Below are 23,334 nucleotides of genomic sequence, written 5' to 3'. Positions count from 1 at the left end.
CACCACATTAAAAACCAAAACCCACAAGGGTGAAGGCAGCAACGAACTGCGGTTTGAGGATGAAGCGGGCGAAGAGCAGATCTACGTGCACGCCCAGAAGGACCTGGACCTGCTCACGGAAAACAACCGCACCGAAGTGATCAAAAACGACAGTCACCTGACGGTCGAAAACAACCGCTTCAGCCACACCAAAGGCAACCGCCACCACACCACAGATGGCGAACATCGCGAGAGCATCGGTACCGACTATAGCCTCACCGTAAACGGCAGCCACCACAGCAAGCAGGGCAAGAACCAGCTGGTGGAAGCCGGCACCGAAATCCACCACAAGGCCGGTATGAAAATCGTGATTGAGGCGGGTGCCGAGGTGACACTTAAAGCGAGTGGCAGCTTTGTGAAGGTAGACCCGAGTGGGGTGACGGTGTCTGGGCCTTTGGTGCGGATGAATTCCGGTGGTGGGCCCGGGAGTGGTAGCGGGGTTGGGGTTACGGGGCCGTTGTTGCCAAATATGGTAACTCATGATGCTCTATCTGAGCAGTCAGTCTCAACGCTTCCCAATACCGAGACACGGCATTCCGGTGCCCCTCAGTTTTTAAACGCGGAACAGTTGCGACCGCCTGAGGCCGACCTGAAACAGGCCGCAAGTTTCAGAAATGCAGCGAGGAAGGAAGAGACTTTTTCGGAGGTTTGCTCTGTGAGATCGGACGAGGGGATTTCGTCATGACGCTGCAGAGTTCGAACATTCATGAAAGCCTGTCTCCGTCCGACAAGAAAATGTTCATGTTGTTTGATGGAGCGATCGCGGGAGGCCTGCGAAGTTTGTATGAAGAGAGCCTGGATGTATGCCCTTTAATGGTACTTAAAGACGGCGTTTTCGATGGCGTATCAGCATTAGGGCCGATGATTGCTGATTTTGGAGCGAGCATAGTGCTCAAAGAGCTGTGGGCAAAGAACTATCCCTTAGTCGCGAGGACTTCGGTGTTGCATACGTCTTATGATGAGTCAGCATTATTGGACTTTATGCGGTCTAGGGTTCAGGTGATGATGCCGGAGGGGCACGCTGTCTGGCTGAGGATTGGTGATGCCAAGGTAGTCTCGAGACTAGCTGGAGTTGACGGTCGTTTACCCGCTCATTTTTGGTCTGGCATTAACAGCATCTTTTTCCGTTCAAGTGATGGATCGATGACTCAGTATCGCCCTTCACCTTCCAGAATGAGTGACGAACAAAAGGAAGGACAATTCGAGTCGAATCTGGTGGCCCCATGCTTTCAATTTAGCTTGGATTTGCTGGCCGCTCTGGATTCTTCTGCGGATAACCAACACAGGGACGTGTTATGACTTATTGCGCAACTTGCCCACTAATGACGGCTTTTCTACCCCTTAGATACGCCATTGGCCCTATGCGCTATGAGGGGGAGCTCTTAGCTGGGCTGGAATTGCCCGATTTACCGGACCTGTTTCCTAATATTGATCGCTATACTGATCTTCAGGATCGGAATCTTGGACTTGTTCCTCGATTTCTGAGAGATGGCTGGCTGTATGTCTGGAGTGAGTTCGAAGGGAGGTTAATTGAGTATTCGGTTAAAAATTCCCTGCTTCAGGAGACGACCCGAGGTGGGGAGGTTGTTGATCATCGCGGCAATGTCTACTTGTCTTTACCCTCTGGTGAGCCTGCTGATGTCGCCTGGAGTGAGAATCAATGGTCTGACGCTCATTTCGAAATGATTGTGAATGAACCGGGTCAGCGCAGCAAGTTTATGCGCAGGATTGTGCCAGGAGGTTCACCGAACACGCAGCTGCTTGATGAAAAGACCTTTTATGCCTTGCCAGAAGTTACCTCCATTGAGGAGTTTGACTGGACTGGCCTGACTCCAACCATTCCCCACTGGCCTCGGTTGGAGCGTTCTACCCAGCGATTTGACCAGCGCGTGATGGGGATAGTGGACGATCCATGGGGTGTTACCGAAGATCTGGCCGCATTGGTTCGTCTGGCTCACGATAACCAGGAGAGGTTAAGAGCCAGATTCGGTGGAGAGTGGAGTTTGGCGAAGACGATCAAGGATCTTTATGAGACTGATCGCCAGCTTGAAGCGAAACTTCCTGAACTTGTAGATCTGCCGAAATTACAGAGAGTGTGGCGGGAATCGGATGAGTCTCAGTCACATTTTGAAGACGTTGTTGCTGGGCTCCTTGATTCCTGGGTCCTATGGATGGATACCCTCGAATGTGCGAATGGCCCTGAAACCCTCGCAAGTTCATGCGAGAGCCTGGATCTGGCTAAAGAAGATCATCACACCATTCTGCAGGAAAAATTCGGACTTGCTTTGCTTGGTCCATCTTATTTTAGTAAAGGGGCCGGGGCTATCGGCCGCCTAGCCGCAGTTCAGGGGGAGGGGACTCGCTGGTTCTGGAATGCGTTGCTTGGGATAAGAGAGCGTGTATCACTCGGTGACGTCGAGAAGCTAGTATCAATTGGCGATATGGCTAACGATTCTGTTGAAGACCTATCCAAAGCTGCCACGGCTGTCGTTGCCGCCATAAACTCTAAGGTGTCGGGTTTAGTGGGGCGGGCACCAATTCCATCGGCTGTGCCGACACAAATACTTTTCAACGCAATTTCGCCTGCAGCCGCAGTTGAATTGAGAGGATTCCCGCATCGAATCTCACTTTTAGGCAGTGGCTTTTTGGTGTCTGGATTGGCACGAACAGGGCAGTCATTGGCGGTGGACAGTGTAGGTGCTGTTCAATCGAATCAGTGGCTGAGTGAGGCGGCGAAAAATAGTGGCAATGCAGCGGCGACTCTTAGTCCTCCTGACGTCGAAGCACGGAAAGTGCCCGTTATTCGTATCGCATCAGCAAATGCTGGCCAATATTTTAAAGGCAACCCATACAGCCTCAAGGATGCTTTAGAAAAGGCTCCCTTGCGTTCAGTTCTGGTTGTTCTGACCGGATTGAACATGGTGTCTGCAATCTCAGAATTTTTTACCGATTCGAATAAAGACGTCGAAGGTTTAGCAAAGGCTACCGGGAGCGTCACAGGTTTCACCGCTGCAGCCTTATCCTTAGAGCACAAGATTTCCGAGCTTAATTGGAATAAAGGACTCTCAAGGTCACCTAACCCAGCAGCGTATAGCCATGGAGTAGGTGCAGTTGCAGCCGCGCTCACCGCTGCCACTGCGGCTTTCGACATCATTGTATTTGGGATGCAAGCGATCGAGTCCTACCGTTCTGGTGATTTCGATACGTCTGCTCTTGAGGCCGGCTTGATGGGGGTGTCGTCGCGGCAACTGGCGCTCAGTGTGAGAGCTTTTAGAGCGTATCGTGAGGCGAGAGCTGCCGCACTAGGGTTGCAAGTTGCTTCCTCAGTCCGGGGATTGTCTAGGCTGGGTGGCTTCTATACGGCGTTGTCTCTAGGCCTAACTGCATCCTTGATTGGAGGCTTGGTCGCCCGTCACTACGCGCAGAATACACCGCTTGAGCGCTGGCTCGCTAATACTAGATTTGGTGTAAAGCCGGCCGAGTGGTCAGGAAACTATCGAGATGAAATGAAGCGGTTGTACACGGTTATTTTTCCCATCAAGTTGAGGCTGGAAAGGGTTCCAAGGTTAAATCCGCATACGGGAATCCATATGCAGGATTGCTGGTTGATTCTTGAGCTAGCAGGCCAAAGTGCTTTGAATCCTGAAACTATTTATTTTTCTGGCGATGAGTTGAGAAGCGGTGTTGGTTACCGGTCTTTGGCATGGGTTGAACGGCAATTACGAGCTGTTCTGGATACAGAGGAAAGAGAGCAAATCCTTCAGCCAAAGCGAACCCCTGTGACTTGGTCTGGTGCTGATTTCAGTCTGCATGTGGGTACAAGAGTTCATAACGCCGCAGCTACGGCCACATACAGAAGAGTTTATCACGATGATGACCAGATCTTTGGGCTGCAGGGCGAGTTAATCTATCGACCACAACCTGGTTTGGAAATGCCTCCGGTAAAGGTTGATATCTGGTGATTGAAAACGCGAAAAAGTTGTTTGACGCTGTAACTAAAAAATTTGGTAGTTCCTCAAATGCTCTTCAGCTGAGCGGTGGCTCGGGTACTGGCTATGCTCCATCCCAGCCCGGTCTCGTAGAGTCGCAAGATGAGGTGTCTTTGACTTTGAGAACCGGCAGCACCGATAGCAGAGGCATTCTTACAGGTGTAGGTTTTTTTGTGGGAGCAGTTGGAATACTGCTTGTTTTGCTGCCTAACCTATTTGGAACACCTTATAGTTCGAATTTGGACTGGTGGGTTTTCTTTCTCTCAGTTTTAGTCATTATTGCTCCTGCAATATGGGAGATTAGCCGTCCGCCCATGCTACCTGTAGTTTTTAATCGGCGTACGCGCGAGATTTACTACGATCACAAAGGCGAACTCTACTACTCAGAATGGGATGATATAGAGGCAGTCGCGTATGAATATACGATAGTCAATCAGTACTCAGGAGCCATTATTCATGGAAAATTGGAAATTGTTCTTCGGAAGTTCGGTGACCCCGAAGATCGGATAGTGCTGAATCTATCAGGCGTTTCAGCGGGCAAGCGCTTACCAACCTTATTAAGTTTCTGGGAATATTTGAGAAGCTATATGACAGTTGGCCCGTGGTTTGACGAGACCGGCAATAAGACAGAATTTAAAAATTCGTTTATAGAGAAAAACTTGAAATCCGGCGACATTTCCTTTCTTGACTTGGTTCTTGATTCAAGGAGAACTTTGGGGAGAGAACGCATAGAGGGGGAGGGTGTTTCTGGGGCTGCTTTTCTTTCTTGGGTGACCTCTTATATGCTGTTCCTGCCTGCATTCGGCATGGAAATTGTACAGAAGATTGATAGAAAGAAGGCTCGTAAACACTGGCCTGAAGTCGTTCAAGAGCGCCTAGAACCAAACGGCTCAACAACTCGCCTGATCGATATCGAAGAAAACTACATGGCGCAAAAACAGAAGGAGCTGGACGAGCTTCATGAAAGAATGCGCAAAACTCTTCCCCGGTAGGTCTTTTCTCAGCAGAGCCAATCGTTCGCTGCGTTGATAACCAGCCTCAACCCATTAACTAACCTCCCAGCACCAGAAAAATGCTCAGAAAAAACACATTGATTGGCCGCTTCTGTGGTCAGCATTAAAGATGCGGGATAGCTTAGGAGGCTTTGACAGATGTCGGGTATTGATCCGCTGAAAATAGCTTGTTTGGTAGTAGCGCAAGCATTCATATCTGGCTGTGGTGAGGATGGCCTGGTTTCTTCTGTCCTGGAACAGGCAACAGATAATCAGGTGTTTGTGAAAGGCGGTGAGTTTGTTCTTGGCGATATTGGGAAGCCTGATGGTAGCCCTTACGTGACTCTGACTGACCATAGCCGCCCTGTAGTCAAAGTTAGAGTCGATAGTTACTCCATATCTCGATACGAGACGACTTGGGGCGAGATGGCGGTTTACTACGAAGAACTCGATCGACGTCACCTGTATGCAGAAGAATTTACGCTCAAAAAGTATTTGTTAGTCTCGGATGACCCCTTGTCACCGAACTATTACCGGAAGCCCGCCCGAGTACCAAATTACGGAGAGGCTGAGGGGTATTGCGCTTGGCTCGCAGAACGTACCGGGCTGCCTTTTGCTTTGCCTACCGAAGCCCAGTGGGAGTATGCGGCTCAAAGCCGGGGGAGGGAGGTGCCCTATGCCACGGATACAGGAGATGTCGAGAGGGATCCCTACCTGCGCCGCCCAAAAGAGTATGTTGACCCTTCGATACCGCCCTCTGGCAACGCCCTAATGCACTCTTCGCTGAAGTTCGAGCGGCGCCCGGTTGGCAGCTACCCACCAAATCCGTTAGGCCTATACGACATGACGGGAAACGTAGCGGAATGGACGCAGGATTGGTTTCAGGAGGATTACTATAGATATGCTCCTTATGATAATCCGCGAGGCCCAGACTCACCGTCCGGTGAGGGACTGCCCAGTAAAACGGTGCGAGATTGGGGCGGCCGTGGCGACTGGTTTGGAGGCGGTGGGACTGTTTTCGCGCGGGGTGGTCGATCCGTAGATTTTGCAGGTATGGGCTTCCGCTGCGTCATCAACCACCCGGAGCCAATAAATTGAGGGCACGGAATGGTTGTGTGATGTTGCTCCTTGCCCTTTCAACAGGTTGCTCCTCACCTCAAGCGCCTTCCGATATTAAAATCGATGGGGTGCTCACAAGTGCCAAAAGCAATCTGGTCTTTGTCGAAGGCGGCGAGTTTTGGCTGGGAGATGTCGGAAACGAATCGGGTGTGCTTTTTAACCCGATCTCCGATGACAACAAACCGCCAAAGCTTGTGGAGATCGAGAGCTTTTTAATTCTCAAAACAGAGGTTACTTGGGGGGAGTTCGTCACGTTTCTAAAGGATGTGGGGCGAGCGGGCGACTACACAGTTGAAAAGGGCTTCAAACGTGCTGTGAGGTTGCCCATAACCTCAAATGATGATCCTACCTCGCCGAATTACAAAGACAAACCAGCGCGAAGTCCAAATTTCGAGGAGGCCGATAACTACTGTTTGTGGCTTGCCGAGAAAACGAGGCTCCCCTTTTCCCTCCCATCCGAGGCTCAGTGGGAGTACGCGGCCCGGAATCGGGGGCAGGCCATCGCATTCGCAACCGATACAGGTGAAGTGGAGCTAGATAAGTATCTTCAACGCCCCTCATATGCCATCGACCCGATGCAGCCAGTTTCCGGTAATGTGTTGATTCACTCATCAATCGATGTGGAGAGGCGCCCGGTCGGCTCTTACCCGCCGAGTCCCCTGGGCTTGCACGATATGACCGGGAACGTGGCCGAGTGGACGAAAGACTGGTTCCGCCCCGGTTTTGAACATCTTTCCACCAAGAACCCTGTGGCCATAGAGCCTAGCCGTGAGTATGCCGGTAAACGCGTGGTCAGGGATCTGGCGGGATTGGGTGATCATGTTGGCGGCAATGCGACGGTTTACGGGAGAATGGGACGAGGCCTGAACTCCTTCTATCAAGGCTTCCGCTGCGTCGTTAACCAGCCCCAGCCCATTAACTAACCTTCCAGAGCCAGAAAAATGCTCAGAAAAAAACACATCGATTGGCCGCTTCTGTGGTTAGCACTAAAGACTGACCTCGGCCTTATGCTAACGATGCTGTGCGTAGGAATAATCACCACCGCTGTGGGTGGTGGCATTTTCTACGTCGACTTTGGCGACTGGGGTGCCATGATTGCGGGAGGTTTCTTCGCATTGATGGGCGCTGGGCTGGTTCTGCTTGCTATCGTCACGACTTACTCAGGTACCAGCTACCTCTACGGCCAGGCCTCGCTACGGAAGCACGGTGTAGAGGTGGACGGCGTACTGACCAAAAAAGAAGCGGATTGTCAGTTTCATCAGGAATACGATCATCGAAATGAGCCACAGGGGGAAGGGCATTATCAGTGTAACCTTATGATTGAGTTTGATTTTCAGTTTGATGGCCAAAATCACAGCGGGGCCTTCTATCTGAGTAAGCTGGCAACATTCGACAAGTTGCGGGAGGGTGACCCGGTGCCCCTCAAGGTACTCAGGTTTGATCCCTCCGTTCACAAGGTACGAGAGCGGCGTCTGGCAAATATGTTGAAGGGGCGTGAGCCCCAAATGCCTTCTCTCGTTCCCGAAGGGGCCGAAATTGGTCAGCTGGCTTAAGGAAAGAGACCCCAAAACACAAGGATTGAACCATTGAAAACCCTGAATATCCTCAAATACGTCTTCACACTCATTGGCGCCGGTATGCTTGTTGGTGCGGTGATGAGTTACAGCAGTACGGTGTCATTTATCGAGCGAGCCACGGAAGCCACGGGCACGGTCATTGATCTGGAGCGCTCTCGCTCCAGCGATTCGACTACCTATTATCCGGTGGTCGTTTTCGAGGATATCCGTGGTCGGGAGATCGAGTTCCGGTCGCGCTCCGGCTCAAATCCGCCGTCGTTCAGTCGCGGTGACAGGGTGTCTGTATTTTACGAACCGTCGGCTCCGGAGAGTGCTCGACTCAACAGTTTCTTCTCCCTTTGGGGATTGCCCATGATTCTCGGTGGTATAGGTCTCGTATTTGGCACCATTGGCGGCGGGATGCTGTTGTTTGGTTGGAAGAAGAGCCGCTCAAAGGCCTACCTGAAAGATCACGGAACCGAGGTGCTCGCGACATTTTCGTCGGTTGAGCAAAATACCAGCCTGACCGTGAATGGCCGTAACCCGTTCCGCATTGTCTGCCAGTGGCAGCACCCTCAAACCGGTGAGCTTCATGTATTCCGAAGCGATAACCTGTGGTTTGATCCAACTAATCATATTCACCAGGAAACAGTGCCCGTGCTGGTTGATGAGGCCAATCTCAAGCGCTATTGGATGGATACATCGTTTTTGCCCAGGCTGGCCAGTTAAGAGGGCAAGTCAGGTTTTCGGTGGGCACGCCCCCTTTGTTGTCCATCGCACACGCATACTTCCGGTCGTATCGTTTGTCTGCCCAGAATACGTAAACACGCCGGGCAACGGGATAAATGACGGGCCATAGCAACGGTTTAAACAGCCATCCAAACCGCGTATGCGACCATGCGCGCACATTGGCGTGTAAGCCCGTTACCCATTCTCCGGTCCGGCTCGCCAGGTGCAGGCGGCGCAGCAGTTGTTCTCGAGAGGGTAGTTGATCGGTGATTGCCATTTCTTCATGAATATCGGCGAACAGAAGTTTTCCGGACTGCAGTTTTCTAAGCGTGCGTATCTCACGGGCGCAAAGCGGGCAAGATCCATCGTAAAACAGGATGTCGTAGCGCGATGTCATGAGTTCTCCTTAATCAGGTCTAGACGTTTCCGGATATACGATGTTTAGTGAACGTTTGGTTCAGTCGGCAAAATTCGCACGTGAACGACATGGGGCGGTTACATCAGACAAAAGGCACTGTCAGCGTCGGTTTATAAAGAGTGCCTTAGAAAGTAGTCGGTAGAATCGCCGTCCCTGCCAGAGCTGGCCGGTTAGCAAAAATCAACAATGCGCTAAACCCCCAAGGGCGTTAGACTGTGTTTTCACTCGAGAATTCACGACAGGAGAGCGCGCCCCATGGAGGAGTCGCCGCAAACGGATAATGCCCTCAAGCCTGAACAGGAAAGCAGCGTTTTGGCAGGCCTGTCCACGCCGATTTATGGACTGTTCGCGCTGGGCGTTCTTTACACCTTGTACGTTGCGCACCAGATCGTATTGCCGATAGTGTTGGCAGTGCTGGCCAGTTTGTTTCTGTCTCCTTTTGTCCATCGGGCGTATTTGAAGTTCCGGATTCCGAAAGCCGTAAGCTCCTTGTTTCTGGTATTGCTTGTTTTGGCGGGGATCGTTGGCGTCGGTGCCGCTGTGGCCACGCCAGCTCTGGAATGGGCTCAGAAAGCACCCCAGGGTATATCGCGTTTGTTAGTGGGCGACAGTCAAATTAAACGCCAGATCGATAAGGTGAGCCGTTCGGCCGAACAGGTGGAGAAATCGGTAGAAGGGCTTTCTGACAGTGGTCAGGAAAAGCCAAAAACCGTCGTGTTGGCAACCGACTCCTGGCGCAGCCAGATGGTGTCCAAGGTGAGGGACGGGGTTGCCGGTTTGGCGTTGGCGTTGGCGCTAACCTATTTCTTGCTGGTCAGCGGTGACCGGTTAATTCGCAATTTCGCGAGGCAGTTACCGAACCCTCAGCGCAGAACGGTTTTGCGTATTACTTATTACTCTCAGGTCGAGATCGCCCAGTATCTTGCGGTTTTGGGTGTGAGCAATACCTCTGTTGGCGTTCTGACGGCGTTGATTTGTTGGGCCATTGGTTTGCCTGACCCGGCAATGTGGGGGCTGGTGGCCGGGTTAGCCAGGTTTATTCCTTATTTGGGAAATATGTTGACCATTGCGTTGTTGACCTTGGTATCAGCGGTGACGCTCGACACCTTGTGGATGATGGCGCTGGCGCCGCTCAGCTTTATCCTGCTTACCACTATTGTCGGCTTTTTCCTTGAGCCCTGGATTCATGGCTTCCGTATGGCGATTAATCCCGTCATTATTTTCATCTCCATCTTTTTCTGGGGGTGGTTGTGGGGGCCAGTGGGTGTTCTTCTAGCGGTTCCGTTGATGACCGTTATCCAGGTAGTGCTTAAACAGATTCCTAAACTTCGCCCCGTTTACAAAGTTATCGCGCGATGACCCTCGGGGGCTCAGGCCGGCTCCGCTGGCCGCCCCCTCCCTCTCCAATTCAGCCTCCATTTCGAGCGCCTACAAGCCGCCGGCTAATCGCTTCTGAATAACTGAAAATAACCCTATCGAATGGCTGTCATTTTTCGGTTTTCCACCGACTGGATCACAAGTTTTGGCTCATTTTTGCCAGTTAGGCCCGATATGACCGAAAAAAGGGCTCAAAAAATAAGCGTTATTCGAGGAAGTGAGATTATACTGCGCCGAAAGCTGACAGTTCGTAGCGTTGAATAAAACAATAAGGGGATACCCCAAAAGGAGTGTGCAGTGGCTGAGAACTCTCGCCAGCGTGGTTTGGCATGTCTTGCGTTTACCGGAATGGTGTTGTCGATGTCCGGGTGTGGCGGTGATGATGGCGGCACGGGAGCGCAAGTAACTCCTGGCGCGGATAATCCTGTGGCCCCTGAGGTGGCCCCGCCTTCCAAAGACGAGCCTCGAAAGGCTGTTTACCCCTGGAAAAATACTCGATATCAGTTCGCCAATGGCTGTTACAGCCTTCAGGCCGACGGCGTTTACGTCGGGAAAATGGAGGGCGGTGAATACGGTGTCACTTCAAACCCTTCCGAAGCGGCAAGCTTCACCATGCGGCCCACGCGGTTGGGCTCCTACCTGTTGATGTCTGATTTTTCTCGTGAAGAAACCCAGGTGGGAGAGTTTGAGCTGCTGGGTATTAGTGATCCCGGCGGGGAGTTTCTCGATGCGAGTGGTCGGTTTATTGGTGAGCTGAGCTATTTGGTGGCCGGGCTCGGCGATACTCTCAATCTGGTGCTTGATCCCGTCGCCCCGCTTGGCGGCATCTTACGTGATCTGGGCGAAAGCCTGGATTTCACTGGCGGACAGCTGGCGAATGTGGATGTTCAGCCCACTTTGGCTGCAGTAAACAGCCCGAACGATCTGGCCGTTTGGAACCTCAACAAATTCGAAGGTACCGATACCTATACACTGACTTCAGATGTAACCGGACTGCTTCTTACCGCCACGGAAGAAGGGTTAACCCTGAAGTCCCCCTCACTGCGGGATTCGACGAACACGTTTACCCTGCACGAAGCGAAGGGGTGCCAAGCTTATCCCGAGGCTGATTTAGGCTTGGAAGTGGTCGATGAGCGCGGCCCTGCGATCTACCTCAAAGAGGTGGACCGCTTCAAAAATGTTAGCGGGCTCGATGATGACGATATCTTTGGTTATGTCGATGCCCACTCCCATATCTCTGCATACGAATTCATAGGTGGGCGCGTTAACTACGGCGCCCCGTTCCATAGGTTTGGCGTCACTCATGCCCTCGAAGACTGCGAAGCGGCGCATGGCCCCTGGGGCGCAACTGGATTCGTAGAACTGGTGACATCCGGCACAGGCCTTCATGACACCCAAGGCTGGCCGAGTTTCAATGACTGGCCCCGTCACAATTCATTGCAGCATCACCAGAGTTACTACCGGTGGATGGAAAGAGCTCACCTGTCCGGCATGAAAATTCTCGTTAACCATCTGGTTCACAACGAGATTTTATGCGGCATAAATCCGCAGAAACAAAATGACTGTGACCCGATGGAAGCCATACTGCTTCAGATTCAGCGCATGTATGAGATGCAGGATTATATTGACGCCCAGCACGGCGGGCCAGGCGAGGGGTGGTTCCAGATTGTGACGAGCCCGGGCCAGGCCCGGAGCGTCATTGCCGATGGAAAGCTGGCCGTGGTGCTTGGCGTCGAGATGTCCAAGGTTCTTAACTGCGGAGAGTTTTTGGATGTGGCTGAATGTACCCGCGAGGATGTTGTTGAAGGTCTGGATCAGCTTTACCGGCTAGGTGTTCGGAACATTTTCCCGGTACACAAGTTTGATAACGCGTTTGGTGGCCATCTTCCTGACCTGAGTTCGGGCATTGGCATAGGTCCTGTACTGGCGGGCGGTAACTTGTTGGAAACCGGCCACCCGGTTGAATACGAAGAATGCCCGGAAGGTACCGAATTTGTGGGTGATGAGCCCGATCAGAATGCTGCCATGCAACCATTCGGAATCATCGATCAGCTACTGTTCCAATTGGATTATTTCGGTGACCGCTTCCCGCAAACTCCCGAAGAACTGAAAGAAATGGACCCTCGCAGAGGTACCGGCCACCTGTGTAATCGTCGTGGTTTGACGGATTTGGGCGACTTCCTGATTCAAGAACTGGTGCGCCGCAAGATGATGATCGAAACCGACCACATCAGCCGGAAAGCCGCTGCTCGCATTCTCGATATCACCGGTCGGTTGAACTACCCCGTGATTAACAGCCACGGCGGCTGGGGCGGCACCGAAGCCCTGCGTGACCGCATCGCGGAACAGGGCGGTATTGCCGCATCCTTTGGTGGCACCCGTGAAGGGTGGGTGGATTCCTTGCTGCAGAACGGCAACCGTCCACGGCCCGATGAGTTCAAGGTAGGACCTTTCGGAGGCGCAGGCTTCGCCACGGACGTTAACGGTATTGCAGCACTGCCTGGCAACCCGGGCTCACCTGAAGAAGATGCTCGCCTGTATCCGTTCGAATCTGTGGACGGTCGCGTGATCCTGAACAAACAAAAAACCGGTGACCGTGAGTTCGGGCTCTACGATGGGCGCGGCATTGCCCACTACGGGCTCTACCCCGACCAAATCGCGGACATGATCCTGAACGCAGACCGCCCCAAAGAAAGCGTGGACGAAGCTGTGAACCAGTTGTTCACCTCCGCGGAAGCCTATCTCCGCATGTGGGAGCGCATCGAGAACGCTCCTTTGTAACCCATAGCGAACCAGACAACTAGCAAAAGAAAGGAAGTAGCTGTAATGAAAACGATAAAAACAATGCCCACCCCCTGGAGGGGTGGGGTGCTGGTGCTCGGCATGACGGCCATGCTGTCGATGGCGGGGTGTTTTGGCGGCTCCGGCGGGTCTGATAAGTCTTCAGCCAAGGTCGAGGCGCCTAAAAACGATCAAGAGTTGGTGGATCGGTTCAGCGAAGGGCGTACTTTCAAGGTAAACCCGGGTGAATTTGCCACCGATGACATGGTGACCGCCATGATTCAGTTGCGACCGGGCGATACGCTCGAATTTGGCTGCGGCTATTTCGAGCTATACCACGGCCTGCTTATTCAGGCCACGGAAGATGTCGAAATACGCGGTTGCGGTAAAGATGAAACGATTCTGAACTTCCGTGAAAGCGACAACGTGACGGGTCTGGAAGCACTGAACGTTCGCGGCATTACCGTCAGAGATCTGACCATACTCGATTCCCCGGGCGACGCTTTCAAGTTGAAAGGTGTGAAATGGGGTACTTTGCTGAATGTAAGGGCCATTTGGTCTGGTGGCGGTGAGCCCATCACCGAAGAAAACTACGCGTCGCGTTTGCATGTTGCATGTACCAACCCGCCGTTCAATGAAGGCGACCCGACACCAGACTACGTACCAAGCTCGTCCGCTGGCCGTTACGGCATTTACCCGGTGGAATCCGAGAATATTCTGGTGGATAACTCCGAATCCATTGGTGCGTCCGATGCCGGTATTTATGTAGGACAGACCAATAACGCCATCATCAGAAACAGTCGTGCGGCCTACAACGTGATGGGCTTTGAAATTGAGAACGTTCAGGGTGGTGAATACGACAGCAACCTTGCTGAATGTAATACCGGTGGTTTCCTGATTTACGATCTGGAAAACATTACCCAGTACGGCGACACCTCGGTGATGCTGAACAACGTTTCGAGTAACAACAACACCTACAACTTTGCCCACAGCGGCATTGTATCTGCGGTGCCTCGCGGTACAGGTTTCATTACCCTCGGTTACGACAACATCGAGATCTATGACAACGTTTTTGAGGACAACAGCACGGCCGCGATTATCTATACCAGCTATGAACTGCTGGATGGAGAAGGCAAAACGACCGATAAAAAGCTGGATCCGTATACCGAAGGCTTGAACATCCATAACAACGTGATGAGAAATTCGGGCTTTGATCTGCCGCCGCCAAATATGGAGCAGGTTGCAGCGGGGCAGGTGGAAACCCTTCTGCCCACGCTCATAGGGATCAAAAATATTGAGAACCCAGGCAAGGGAGCCCACATCGTTTGGGATGGTCTGCTGGATGACTTCGACGACACGTGCCCGTATCCCGTCGATGCCAACGGTCAGCCGGTGCCTAAGGATGAGAGCGGTAAACCTATCCATACGAACCAGCATCCCAATCCTTCTTGTCATTACAACAAGTACAAATTTGACGGCGAGGGTAATCGCAAGCTACCTGAATGGGGTTCATGCATTGCCAACAACGACATGGATGACGGGCAGGCATACATCAATTTTCACGGAATGCGTGGGCTGGAGCTGGTCAGAGCTGCGGCAGATTCCGATCTGTCCGGAATTTTCACTTGGGAAGGTCTGATGAATGTCTTGACGGGGCCGTTGGAGTTTTTCGCAGACACCCAATTGGAAGATCACGACTGTGAAAAGTTGTATGGCCGCACCTTGGAAAGCCTGCCTCGTGTAACAATTCCACCGTTTGAGCGCAGCGGTGCTGTTGATCCCGCTCCGAGCCAGGAGTACATCAAGCAATTGTGTGAAGCGCCAGTGAAGCCGGGCGAAATTAACCGTGAAGCTCTGGCGGTAGATTGCCCGCGTCTGGATCAGTACAACCTGTTTGCCGATGATCAGGACCCGCGCAGTACGCCCAATGAAGGCGGCGTGCCGTATGTGCTGAACTCCAAGTTGTTCTCTGATTACGCTACGAAATACCGGGTTGCGTTCATTCCGCCGGGTACCAAAGCGGTGTACAAAGATGGCCAGAAAGGTGGAAACCTGAACGGTTCTATCCATTTCCCGAACGGCACGGTTCTCGCCAAAACCTTCGCCTTCACCGATGAAAGCAAAGGTACCGAAGAGCTGATCGAGACGCGCCTTTTGATCAAGCGGATTTCGCAAAGTGGCAAAGCGGTCTGGAGCGGACCGGCCTACAGTTGGAGCACGGATGCCAGTGGCAAGAAAGTGGCGACGCTTGTTCCGGGCGGAGAAACGCGCAGTGTGAGCTGGCACTATCAGGATCAGCATACGGGTAAAGTGTTGTCCGGTTCGTCGGATAGCTACGCGATTCCGAACCAGAATCAGTGCATCACCTGTCACTCCAACGATGATCTGGAAGCGGGGGCTGCACCGATTGGGCCTAAGCCGAGAAACATGAACCGGGACTACAAGCCTGAGTCCAGCTTCATGGGCAACAAAGGGCAGGGCGTGCCGAATCCGGAGAACCAGCTAAAGGATTGGGTAGATCGTGGTTTGCTGACTAACGTTCCCGATTATGGGCGTATTGTGAATGGTGTGGCGACCAACATTGAGCGTCTTCCGCGTTGGAGTGTGCCCGGAGATAGCGGGGAAATGGTGGGATCCGATGCCGACATTGAAGATCGGCTGCGCGCCTACCTGGAAGTGAACTGCCAGCACTGTCATAACGATAAGGGCGCAGCTTCCAATACCGGCTACTACCTGGATCATTACCGCAAAATCGACGCCGGTTACGGCATCTGTAAGAAGCCGACAGCAACCGGTGGAGGTTCCTGTGGCAAGCAGCACGTAGTGGTGCCCGGCGAACCGGAAAGCTCGATAGTGTCTTGCCGTGTGGCGAGCGCCGATGATCCGCAGAAAAACATGCCGCCCATCGCGAAGAGTGTGGTGCATGAGGAAGGCGTTGATTTGCTCAACCGCTGGATTGCCAATGTGGTTGACGATAGCTACGAGAATGCAGACGCTTGTGGAGATGGTTTAGGTATTTTTAAATCTGTGACGCCATAAAAACGCGACGGATGGATAAGCCCCGTGCATCGCTATCGGCGATGCTCGGGGCTTATTTTTTATCTAAGGAGCTGGCAACGGAGTTTGTGACGCACAAACCTGCCTCACCCGGAAGCGTTCCAATAGAGATACAAGTTTAAAGCCACCGCTGTAGATTTCGATAGCATCGAACTCTTTAGACGTTCTGAATAGCAGGTATTGCGGATCATCTAATCCAAAGACTTGAGACAAGCCCAAGAGATCAAGCGCTGCCCCAAGTTCGCCGCCACTGTCTTGCTGAATCTCACCGTTTAGAAGTGTGCGAACCTGAATGCCTCCATTGTTAAACAGCCCTAATTCAAGCAGTTGAGGAACATCCTCGAACAAAATGCCAATCTGGTTGGCGCTCGGATATTTGAATCCTGAGTTGGGCGTTACTTGCACCCCAAGAGTGACAGAGGAAATGCCCAACAAGTTGGTGTTAAATATCTCTGCCGAGCTGTTTACGTTTCCATCGATAACATAATTGGGGTTGTTAACTCCACACAGCGCCTCGTCGAGGAGGCAGTTCTGAATGCGAATGTAGGTTACCGCAGGCGCAACGCCGTCGGATGCCAACATAGGAGAAAAACTGGACGACCCATCCGTGGTGCACGCGAATACGACATCGTCAGGTACTTCAGCGCCACAAGAGTTCGTCGGGTCATTTGGGCACGGATCGCTGATGTCATTTGACCCATCACCATCACTATCCTCGCAAGCATCGCCTATTCCGTTGTTGTTGAAATCTTCTTGTCCCGGGTTCGCCACATTAGCGCAATTGTCCCACGCGTTACCGGCATTGTTCTCGGTAAGAAAAGGTTCAATCGACGGGTAAACGGAGGGAATGCCATCGCCATCCGGGTCGGCTTTTGCGTCGCAGTGAGCCGGGTTAAAGCCAGGTACCCGTGGGCAGGGATCTTCGCTATTTTCAACCCCGTCGCCATCCAGGTCGGTTTCAGTGGGGTTCAGGTCAAACGGGTCGTAAGTGGGGTTGCCTGTGTCGGGATCGCACTCGTTGCTGGCATCGGTTGGGCATGGGTCTTGCTCGTTCACGGTGCCGTCCCCATCAATATCGGGATCACAGGCGTCTCCCACGCCATCGCCGTCCAGATCGTCCTGTTCTGTATTGGGGGCGTCAGGGCAGTTGTCCCATGGCGAATTCACCATGTCTTTGAAGATATAGGGTTCGATGGCAGGATATTTGTCCGGTATGCCGTCTTCATCAGAGTCTACAGTGCTGTCGCATAGCTTCGGATCGTTGCCGGGAACGTAGAGGCAGGCATCTTTGCTATTCAGAACACCGTCACCATCGAAATCCTTTTCATTTGGCTCCAGATTGAACGGATCATACGAGTAACCGCTCACCTGTGGAATGACTCGTCCTTCACTTTCATCGCTGCGACAGCCTGCGATGAGTGCGGATACAAGAACTACCAAAAACAGCGTTATGAATAGCTTTAACATGGTGAATACTCCTTTTCGATCACTGTAAAAGCCAGTTGTTTATTGTGCCGGCTTTTTCATTATTTCTTTGTGTTCTCCCGATACGATGGCCTCGACTCGGCGGTTTTGGCCACGGCCTTCGTCTGTATCGTTCGACGCGATTGGTTGCGACTCCCCCATTCCTGTGGTGCGGATGCGATCTGCATGTATGCCGAAATGGTCGATGAGAACTTTCATGACAGCATCGGCGCGACTTTTCGACAGTTTTTGGTTATATGAGGATGGCCCGGTACTGTCTGTGTGGCCCTCCAGAAGTATCCGCGATGTGGGGTACTGCTTCAGTGTTGTGACAAGGTTCTGTAGCTTCGGATAATAGCGCTCTGCTACCTCTGTTTTATCGTGAGCGAACTCGACGTACAGCGTTTCCTTGATCTCTCGGGTGAGTTCTTTGGCGCAGCCGTCGTCATCCACCAGCGCGCCACGTGGCGTACCTGGGCACTTGTCCTGCTGATCCGGAACCCCATCACCGTCTGAATCGGCGACCGGAACCGATAGTTTTGAGAAATCCAATGGCTTTCGGTTCGTTGGAGCCGCTGAGAACTCTCGGCCGAACACATAGTGCACCCCAGCAAAGGCTTGCGCGTCGACATATTGATCTTCAATCTCCACCCGGCCACGCACGCCGACTTCGGCAATAAAACGGGGGGCGATCAGGTTTTGAAGGCCGGCTTCTCCATAGAGCATGTCCTCACTTTCCGAACCATAAGAATCAAGATCAATGTTGGCATGGCTGTAGCCGGCACCTACAAACGGGCGCCAATCACGAAGACGATAAAGGGTCGGGTGGAATCTTGCTCCGATTGAGCCTCTGAGAATATCTGCATCTTGATTGAAATTGCGCGTTTCGGTGGTTGCGTGGCTGGCTTGAATCAGCATGCTCACACGAGGATTGAACTGGTGCGTGAAGTTAAGCCCGAACTCCGCATAATTGTCTAAATCGTCTGTGGCACCGGATTTGTCGTCTGAGTTACCAGAATCAACATACCCGGCTTCAAGGCCGAGGCTGCTATAACTGTCCGGGAATGATGGTGATGCCATTGCCATAACGGGCAAGGTAAATGCGACAAATAACGTGGTGTGCCGGGACGAGAGCATGCAGGGATCCTTATAGTGTATACCGATGATTTCAAGGCGTATTACTCGACATACTATAACCAACACTCGAGTACCACAAAGGTTGAATATGGATATAACTCGAATTCTGTCCAGCTCGATAATGTGAACTAATTCACAAATTGGGGTCGTAAAAAGTAGAGTTCAGGGCTAGTCGGGTCGGGCCATTGTTTAATAGTGTAGCAGGGTAGCGGTTACGGTTTCTGAAGCTGCATTTACCGACCGGTTATTTGTTAGAACACTAGCTGATTGTGCTGGCGGAGCTAGGGAAAAAGCTTGTTGGTCAAAAGCTTGAGTTTTTGGAGTGCTACCTTTGAGAAATTGGTTCCGGTAGTAAAAGCACTCCAAAGTAGTATTGATTTGTGATGTGGTTCACCTATTATTACTTAAACGAGATGACTAGTTACGTTTTTTTTGCAGTTTTGTTTCATGGTTCCGGTAAAAAAAGCTAAAGATTGCAAGTTACATGTAGTGGTAGTATTGAAATCAAGAGGCCCTGAGAAGATGCTGCAATTAGTTCTCGACGGGTCTTGAGGGAAGGAGCCTGAATCAATCGAAAAGCTTTCGCGTCTATATCAAAAATTAAAAGCCCCGCAGTTAGAGGAAACTTAAATGAAGCTTGATAAAACAGTAGAAGCTCGTATCCGCAACGCAGCCCCCAAGAAACAAAAAGGTGCTTCCTCCCTAGAATACATGATGCTCGCCGCAGTCCTGGTCGGCATTCTCGTCGTTGTAGCCAACACAGACCTGGGTGATACGGTTAAAACCTTCTTCACCGATATCTTTGGCGCAGCCACAGATGAAGCTGGCATTAAGTAAAGCGATTGCAATGTGAGGCTGCATCCAGTGCAGATATCGAGGAATAGAAACGCCGGTGTTGTCGCACTGGAGTTTATCTTCATTCTTCCGCTATTGATCGGCCTTCTTTATGGCGCTTTGGTTTATGGCCTGTTGTTTTTCCACAAGCTGGAGATGCAGCAGGTCGTAGACAGGGCATCCTCATCGGTATTTTTTCTGGATCGGCGCCAGCACCAAACCTTCAGTGATGAGGTTGTGGCCCACAGCAAAGCCTCCCTGGGTAAGTTGGTGGCCGGTTTGCCGACAAGGTTACGAACGCGCTTGAGTGAGCAAGTGTGCGAAAACGTATCGTCGGGTGGTGTAGATATGCTGGAGTGCAGGCTCAGCGCAGACGGCACCAAGCCGTTCTTGCCTCAGCTGAAGCTCGGATTTTTAGGGAGCTTCCCACCTCAGCCGGCGGAGTTATCCGTAACGGCGGCCGTAGCGTTCTAGAATGCATGGTACGCTAGACAAACTCGCAACAAGCATAAAAAGGTAGGAATTTATAATGAGGGCGAAATTTGTCTCGGCCTTGCCAGCGCTCCTCCTAGCGTTGGCTGCTGTAGTCTTGGCGATCGTCGGTCTGGTTAGATACAACCAAGAACAATCCTCTGGTTCGACAGGCGGTGAATCTGCGCCTTCTACTTCCACGGAAGTAAGTGAACCATCGCTTCCCACCTACCGTTATCTTTTTGCCCTTGAAGATATTGAAGCCGGTACGGAATTGGCTCCGGAGCTGTTCGCTGAAGTTGAAACCAGTGTCCAGCTGCCGGGAATGCTGACCGTTGATGACGAGCCTTTTGGCGAAACGACGGCAACCTCTCTTCGTGCAGGTAATCCTCTCGGCCAGTCCACTCTGGAAAACGCCAGTACACTCCAGGTCATCCTTGATGAGGGTATGCGGGCTGTTGCTTTTGATTTTAACCCTATTTCCAGTATTGGCGGCTTGTTGCAGCCGGGAGACGTGGTTGATGTGGTCGCCACCTTCCGGGGTGATTCTCAAGATGGTCCGTCCTCGTTAACCATACTTCGTGAAATCGAAGTGCTAGCGGTTAAAGGCGCAACAGATCCTGCTCAATTAACTTCGGAAGATGAACGCCGCCGAAATGCCACCATGGTTCTGGCCGTGCCTGATAAGCAAGTTGGGCGCTTGGCGCTGGCGGCCTCCGAGGCGAGTTTGAAATTTGTGGCGACGAGTCATGGTGGAAGTGTGATTGCGTCAGGTCCTGGCGAAGAAACAAGCGCGGAGGCTGAGTCCGTCAAAGCAGAAGGCCGGAAGGAAGAGGTTGTATTTCTGACGGATATCCGACCGCTGTCTCCTGAAGCCAAGGCTAAAAAAGCGGAAGAGGAAAAAGCCCGCCGCAAACAAGCTAAAAAAGAAGAACAGCCGGGGTTAAAGGTGCAGGTTTTTGAAGGTTCTGAAACAAGGACAGTGTATGTTCGCTAACACGATATTTACGGCCCGTTCAATAATCGCACTCTGCGCAATGTTGATTGGGGTGGCCGGATCGCATGCGGTTTTTGCTGATAGCTCTGACGTTGTAACGTTGGCGCCGGGACAGCAGCACATCATTGCGTTTACCCAGAAGCTTGCAAAAGTGGCGGTATCGAATCCGGAAGTGGCTTCGGTCCAGGCCAGTGGAGAGAAGGAAGTCATTGTGACTGCCAAGGATTCTGGCGCTGTCACGGTAAGGACCTGGCTGAAGGGCAAGTCCTCTCCGAGCACAACAGAATTTTTGGTAAGTACCACGGCAGGTAAACGGCATTCTGTGCCCATGCAGGTGCAAACCGACATTCGCGTCGTTGAGGTGAGTCGCCAGCAGCTGAATACGTTGGGATTCCATTACGCGAAACTGTTTAACGGTGGCGACAATGCATTCGGGATCTCGCCCAATGGTGGCAGTTTCACGAGTCCGGGCGGCGTTCCCGGGAGCGCCCCCGGTATTGGCGCGGACGGTTTTAACCTGTTCAGCTTCGGTTCAAATCATCTGAGCATCATAAACGCCCTTGAATCCGGTGGGTTTGCTTACACCTTGGCCGAACCGTCGCTGGTGAGTCTGAGTGGTCAAAATGCAACCTTCTTATCTGGTGGTGAGTTCCCTGTGCCGATTTCCGGCAGCGACGGCGAGGTGCAGATTGAGTACAAAGAATTCGGGGTGAGTCTGTCACTGACGCCAACGGTCGTAGATGAGAACCAAATCATTCTCAAGGTAGCGCCGGAAGTCAGTGATTTGGACTTCACGTCCGGTGTTACGACAACCGGAGGGGTATCGGTTCCGGGATTACGAGTGCGTCGAACAGAAACCATGGTGTCTATGGCTCCGGGTGAAAGCTTCGTGATCAGCGGCTTGGTGAGCCGTTCCACGTTCAATAACAGTGACAAGTTGCCCGGACTGGGGAACATTCCGATTCTCGGGGCGCTGTTCCGTTCAGATCGTATCTCCAGTGACGACCGAGAATTGATCATGGTCGTAACACCTCGGTTTGTCAGTGCAACGAAAGAGTTGTCGGAAGAGGTTAAAAGCTTCGGCAAAAAATACGAATACAGCAGTACGGAGTGGGGCGATATGCTGATCAACTCACGGGACGGTACGGAGCCTCTGGAAAGTGGCTTAAGCTGGTAAGGAGCCGGGTAGTATGAGTGAAACTCTGGTCTGTATTGCAGAGGAAGTGGGTCTTCGCGCCTGGCTCGAACGAGTATTAGGTGACACCTGGACTCTGGAGTTTGTTTCCTCTGGGGATTTGTCGCGAGTGAATCGTTTGATTCAGGCGAGTCAGGCGAAGGTCGTCATTGCGGCTGTTAACGAGACCGAGCAGGGTCGTTCTGCAAAACTTTTTTCTGCGATTCTAACGTCAAACCCGGCGGTGAGCCTGGTGGCCGTTGCTCAGCATATCTCGCAGGAGTTGCTGCTGGAGGTCATGAGAGCGGGTGCTCGGGACTGCCTGATTACAGGGGTCGATGGGGATCGGGCCAATGAGCGAATTTTGGCGCTTTCGCAATTGTCTGGTGTGGATTCAGCATCTAAACCCGAGCGCGAGGCCGGATCGTTAACGTTGGTTCTGGGCGCTGCTTCGGTGGTGGATACGCGCTTTTTCGCTCAAAACCTGGCGTGTGAGCTGAGCCATCAGCAATCGGCAGGATCCGTGCTCGCGATTGATACCATGGCGACGGAAAACCGGTCGTTCTATCTGGACAGCCTGAACAGATTGAGTTTGAACGATTTGGTCAATCGAACTGAAGCCATTGATCAGGCGTTCGTTAATACCGCACTGGAAGAGTATTCCCCGGGGCTGCGTTTGCTGTCGGGCAACATTATGGCTGAAACGCTCACCGGCGATGACGCGGCAGATTTGTTCATCGCAATATCGAGATTGGCGGAATTGTTTGACCACATGGTGATCCGGGTGGTGGAGCATCAGGCGAAGGCCTGGCTGAAAATTCTCGGGTCGGATATCACCAAAGTGGTGATCTTAGCGCACCCTGTGGTCGATCAGATCCAGTATACCGAAGCAATGCTCCAGCAAAGTCAGAAGTGGCTGGGGGCCAACTGTGAACGTTTGGTTGTCCTCGACGGATACAGAAAAGGGGCAACGTTAAAGCTGGAGGATATCGAAAAGAATCTGGGGTGTGAGGCAAGCCTCCGTCTCCCCGTTGAGTGGCTCAATCGACTGGATTCCATTAACGCGGGTGTGCCGTTAGGGGCTTTGCCGCGATCGTCTCCGTACCAGAAACGACTGGTCGATTTTGTGCACAAGCATTATATAGATTCGCACGCGGCGAAAAGGTCGTTCGCTTTCTTCAAAAAACGCTGAGGGGCATT

At 52.2% G+C, this 23,334-nt stretch carries 19 protein-coding genes; 16 read left to right on the top strand and 3 right to left on the bottom strand.

Annotated elements, in window-relative coordinates:
* From JAO79_RS14015 to JAO79_RS13980, 8 genes are all read left to right on the top strand, one after another.
* Nucleotides 1-724, top strand: a 724-nt coding sequence (locus JAO79_RS14015; protein ID WP_413785059.1) for a bacteriophage T4 gp5 trimerisation domain-containing protein, incomplete at its 5' end; no start/stop codon positions are given.
* On the top strand, nt 721-1,338 hold the full coding sequence (locus JAO79_RS14010; protein WP_199007879.1) for a DUF4123 domain-containing protein: 618 nt from the start codon (nt 721-723) through the stop codon (nt 1,336-1,338). The genes JAO79_RS14015 and JAO79_RS14010, both read left to right, overlap by 4 nt.
* Nucleotides 1,335-4,001 carry a toxin VasX gene (locus JAO79_RS14005; RefSeq protein ID WP_320158967.1) on the top strand — a complete coding sequence of 889 codons (2,667 nt, stop codon included), beginning with the start codon at nt 1,335-1,337 and terminating at the stop codon, nt 3,999-4,001. Before JAO79_RS14010 ends, JAO79_RS14005 begins: the two co-directional genes overlap by 4 nt.
* Nucleotides 3,998-5,020, top strand: coding sequence for a DUF6708 domain-containing protein (locus JAO79_RS14000; RefSeq protein ID WP_199007877.1), 1,023 nt, complete (start codon nt 3,998-4,000; stop codon nt 5,018-5,020). The genes JAO79_RS14005 and JAO79_RS14000 overlap by 4 nt, the downstream gene beginning before the upstream one ends.
* A gap of 159 nt (nt 5,021-5,179) precedes the next feature.
* Nucleotides 5,180-6,118 (top strand): formylglycine-generating enzyme family protein, encoded by a 939-nt coding sequence (locus JAO79_RS13995; RefSeq protein ID WP_199007876.1) that lies wholly within the window; start codon nt 5,180-5,182, stop codon nt 6,116-6,118.
* Nucleotides 6,119-6,138: 20 nt separating this feature from the next.
* Complete coding sequence (locus JAO79_RS13990) at nt 6,139-7,062, top strand: formylglycine-generating enzyme family protein (RefSeq protein ID WP_199007875.1); 924 nt, start codon at nt 6,139-6,141, stop codon at nt 7,060-7,062.
* Nucleotides 7,063-7,080: 18 nt separating this feature from the next.
* A complete protein-coding gene (locus JAO79_RS13985; protein WP_199007874.1) occupies nt 7,081-7,692 on the top strand; it encodes a DUF3592 domain-containing protein in 612 nt (203 codons plus the stop codon).
* A 33-nt stretch (nt 7,693-7,725) separates the two neighbouring features.
* Nucleotides 7,726-8,424 carry a DUF3592 domain-containing protein gene (locus tag JAO79_RS13980; protein ID WP_199007873.1) on the top strand — a complete coding sequence of 233 codons (699 nt, stop codon included), beginning with the start codon at nt 7,726-7,728 and terminating at the stop codon, nt 8,422-8,424.
* Here JAO79_RS13980 and JAO79_RS13975 read toward each other — a convergent pair.
* Complete coding sequence (locus JAO79_RS13975; protein WP_199007872.1) at nt 8,375-8,821, bottom strand: thiol-disulfide oxidoreductase DCC family protein; 447 nt, start codon at nt 8,819-8,821, stop codon at nt 8,375-8,377. The genes JAO79_RS13980 and JAO79_RS13975 overlap by 50 nt on opposite strands.
* 276 nt (nt 8,822-9,097) lie before the next feature.
* On the opposite strand from JAO79_RS13975, the gene JAO79_RS13970 reads away from it, so the two are divergent.
* The 3 genes from JAO79_RS13970 to JAO79_RS13960 all read left to right on the top strand — a co-directional run bounded on the left by JAO79_RS13970 (nt 9,098) and on the right by JAO79_RS13960 (nt 16,039).
* The gene (locus JAO79_RS13970) at nt 9,098-10,201 is read left to right on the top strand and encodes an AI-2E family transporter (protein ID WP_199007871.1); all 1,104 of its coding nucleotides are present in this window, start codon (nt 9,098-9,100) and stop codon (nt 10,199-10,201) included.
* A gap of 315 nt (nt 10,202-10,516) precedes the next feature.
* The gene (locus tag JAO79_RS13965; protein WP_199007870.1) at nt 10,517-13,000 is read left to right on the top strand and encodes a hypothetical protein; all 2,484 of its coding nucleotides are present in this window, start codon (nt 10,517-10,519) and stop codon (nt 12,998-13,000) included.
* Nucleotides 13,001-13,045: 45 nt separating this feature from the next.
* Nucleotides 13,046-16,039, top strand: a complete 2,994-nt coding sequence (locus JAO79_RS13960) for a parallel beta-helix domain-containing protein (protein ID WP_199007869.1) — start codon at nt 13,046-13,048, stop codon at nt 16,037-16,039.
* Between the two features lie 63 nt (nt 16,040-16,102).
* On the opposite strand, the gene JAO79_RS13955 is transcribed toward JAO79_RS13960, so the two are convergent.
* Both JAO79_RS13955 and JAO79_RS13950 read right to left on the bottom strand, forming a co-directional pair.
* Entirely contained in the window at nt 16,103-17,524 is a 1,422-nt protein-coding gene (locus JAO79_RS13955; RefSeq protein ID WP_199007868.1) for a thrombospondin type 3 repeat-containing protein, read from the bottom strand.
* Between the two features lie 39 nt (nt 17,525-17,563).
* Nucleotides 17,564-18,658, bottom strand: coding sequence for an OmpA family protein (locus JAO79_RS13950; protein WP_199007867.1), 1,095 nt, complete (start codon nt 18,656-18,658; stop codon nt 17,564-17,566).
* A gap of 630 nt (nt 18,659-19,288) precedes the next feature.
* Here JAO79_RS13950 and JAO79_RS13945 point away from each other — a divergent pair.
* The 5 genes from JAO79_RS13945 to JAO79_RS13925 are packed head-to-tail and all read left to right on the top strand — an operon-like array spanning nt 19,289 to nt 23,326.
* Nucleotides 19,289-19,495 (top strand): Flp family type IVb pilin, encoded by a 207-nt coding sequence (locus JAO79_RS13945; RefSeq protein ID WP_199007866.1) that lies wholly within the window; start codon nt 19,289-19,291, stop codon nt 19,493-19,495.
* Nucleotides 19,496-19,522: 27 nt separating this feature from the next.
* The gene (locus JAO79_RS13940) at nt 19,523-19,966 is read left to right on the top strand and encodes a TadE/TadG family type IV pilus assembly protein (RefSeq protein WP_199007865.1); all 444 of its coding nucleotides are present in this window, start codon (nt 19,523-19,525) and stop codon (nt 19,964-19,966) included.
* A 55-nt stretch (nt 19,967-20,021) separates the two neighbouring features.
* Nucleotides 20,022-20,960 carry a Flp pilus assembly protein CpaB gene (gene cpaB, locus JAO79_RS13935; RefSeq protein ID WP_199007864.1) on the top strand — a complete coding sequence of 313 codons (939 nt, stop codon included), beginning with the start codon at nt 20,022-20,024 and terminating at the stop codon, nt 20,958-20,960.
* Entirely contained in the window at nt 20,950-22,137 is a 1,188-nt protein-coding gene (locus JAO79_RS13930) for a type II and III secretion system protein family protein (RefSeq protein ID WP_227664644.1), read from the top strand. Before cpaB ends, JAO79_RS13930 begins: the two co-directional genes overlap by 11 nt.
* A gap of 13 nt (nt 22,138-22,150) precedes the next feature.
* Entirely contained in the window at nt 22,151-23,326 is a 1,176-nt protein-coding gene (locus tag JAO79_RS13925) for an AAA family ATPase (protein WP_199007863.1), read from the top strand.
* The last annotated feature ends 8 nt before the right edge of the window (nt 23,327-23,334 follow it).

It is taken from the genome of Marinobacter litoralis, from assembly GCF_016427555.1.
Classification (GTDB): Bacteria; Pseudomonadota; Gammaproteobacteria; order Pseudomonadales; family Oleiphilaceae; genus Marinobacter; species Marinobacter litoralis_A.
Note: the sequence above shows the minus strand (reverse complement) of the source record. Positions and strands in the feature narration are given on the sequence as shown.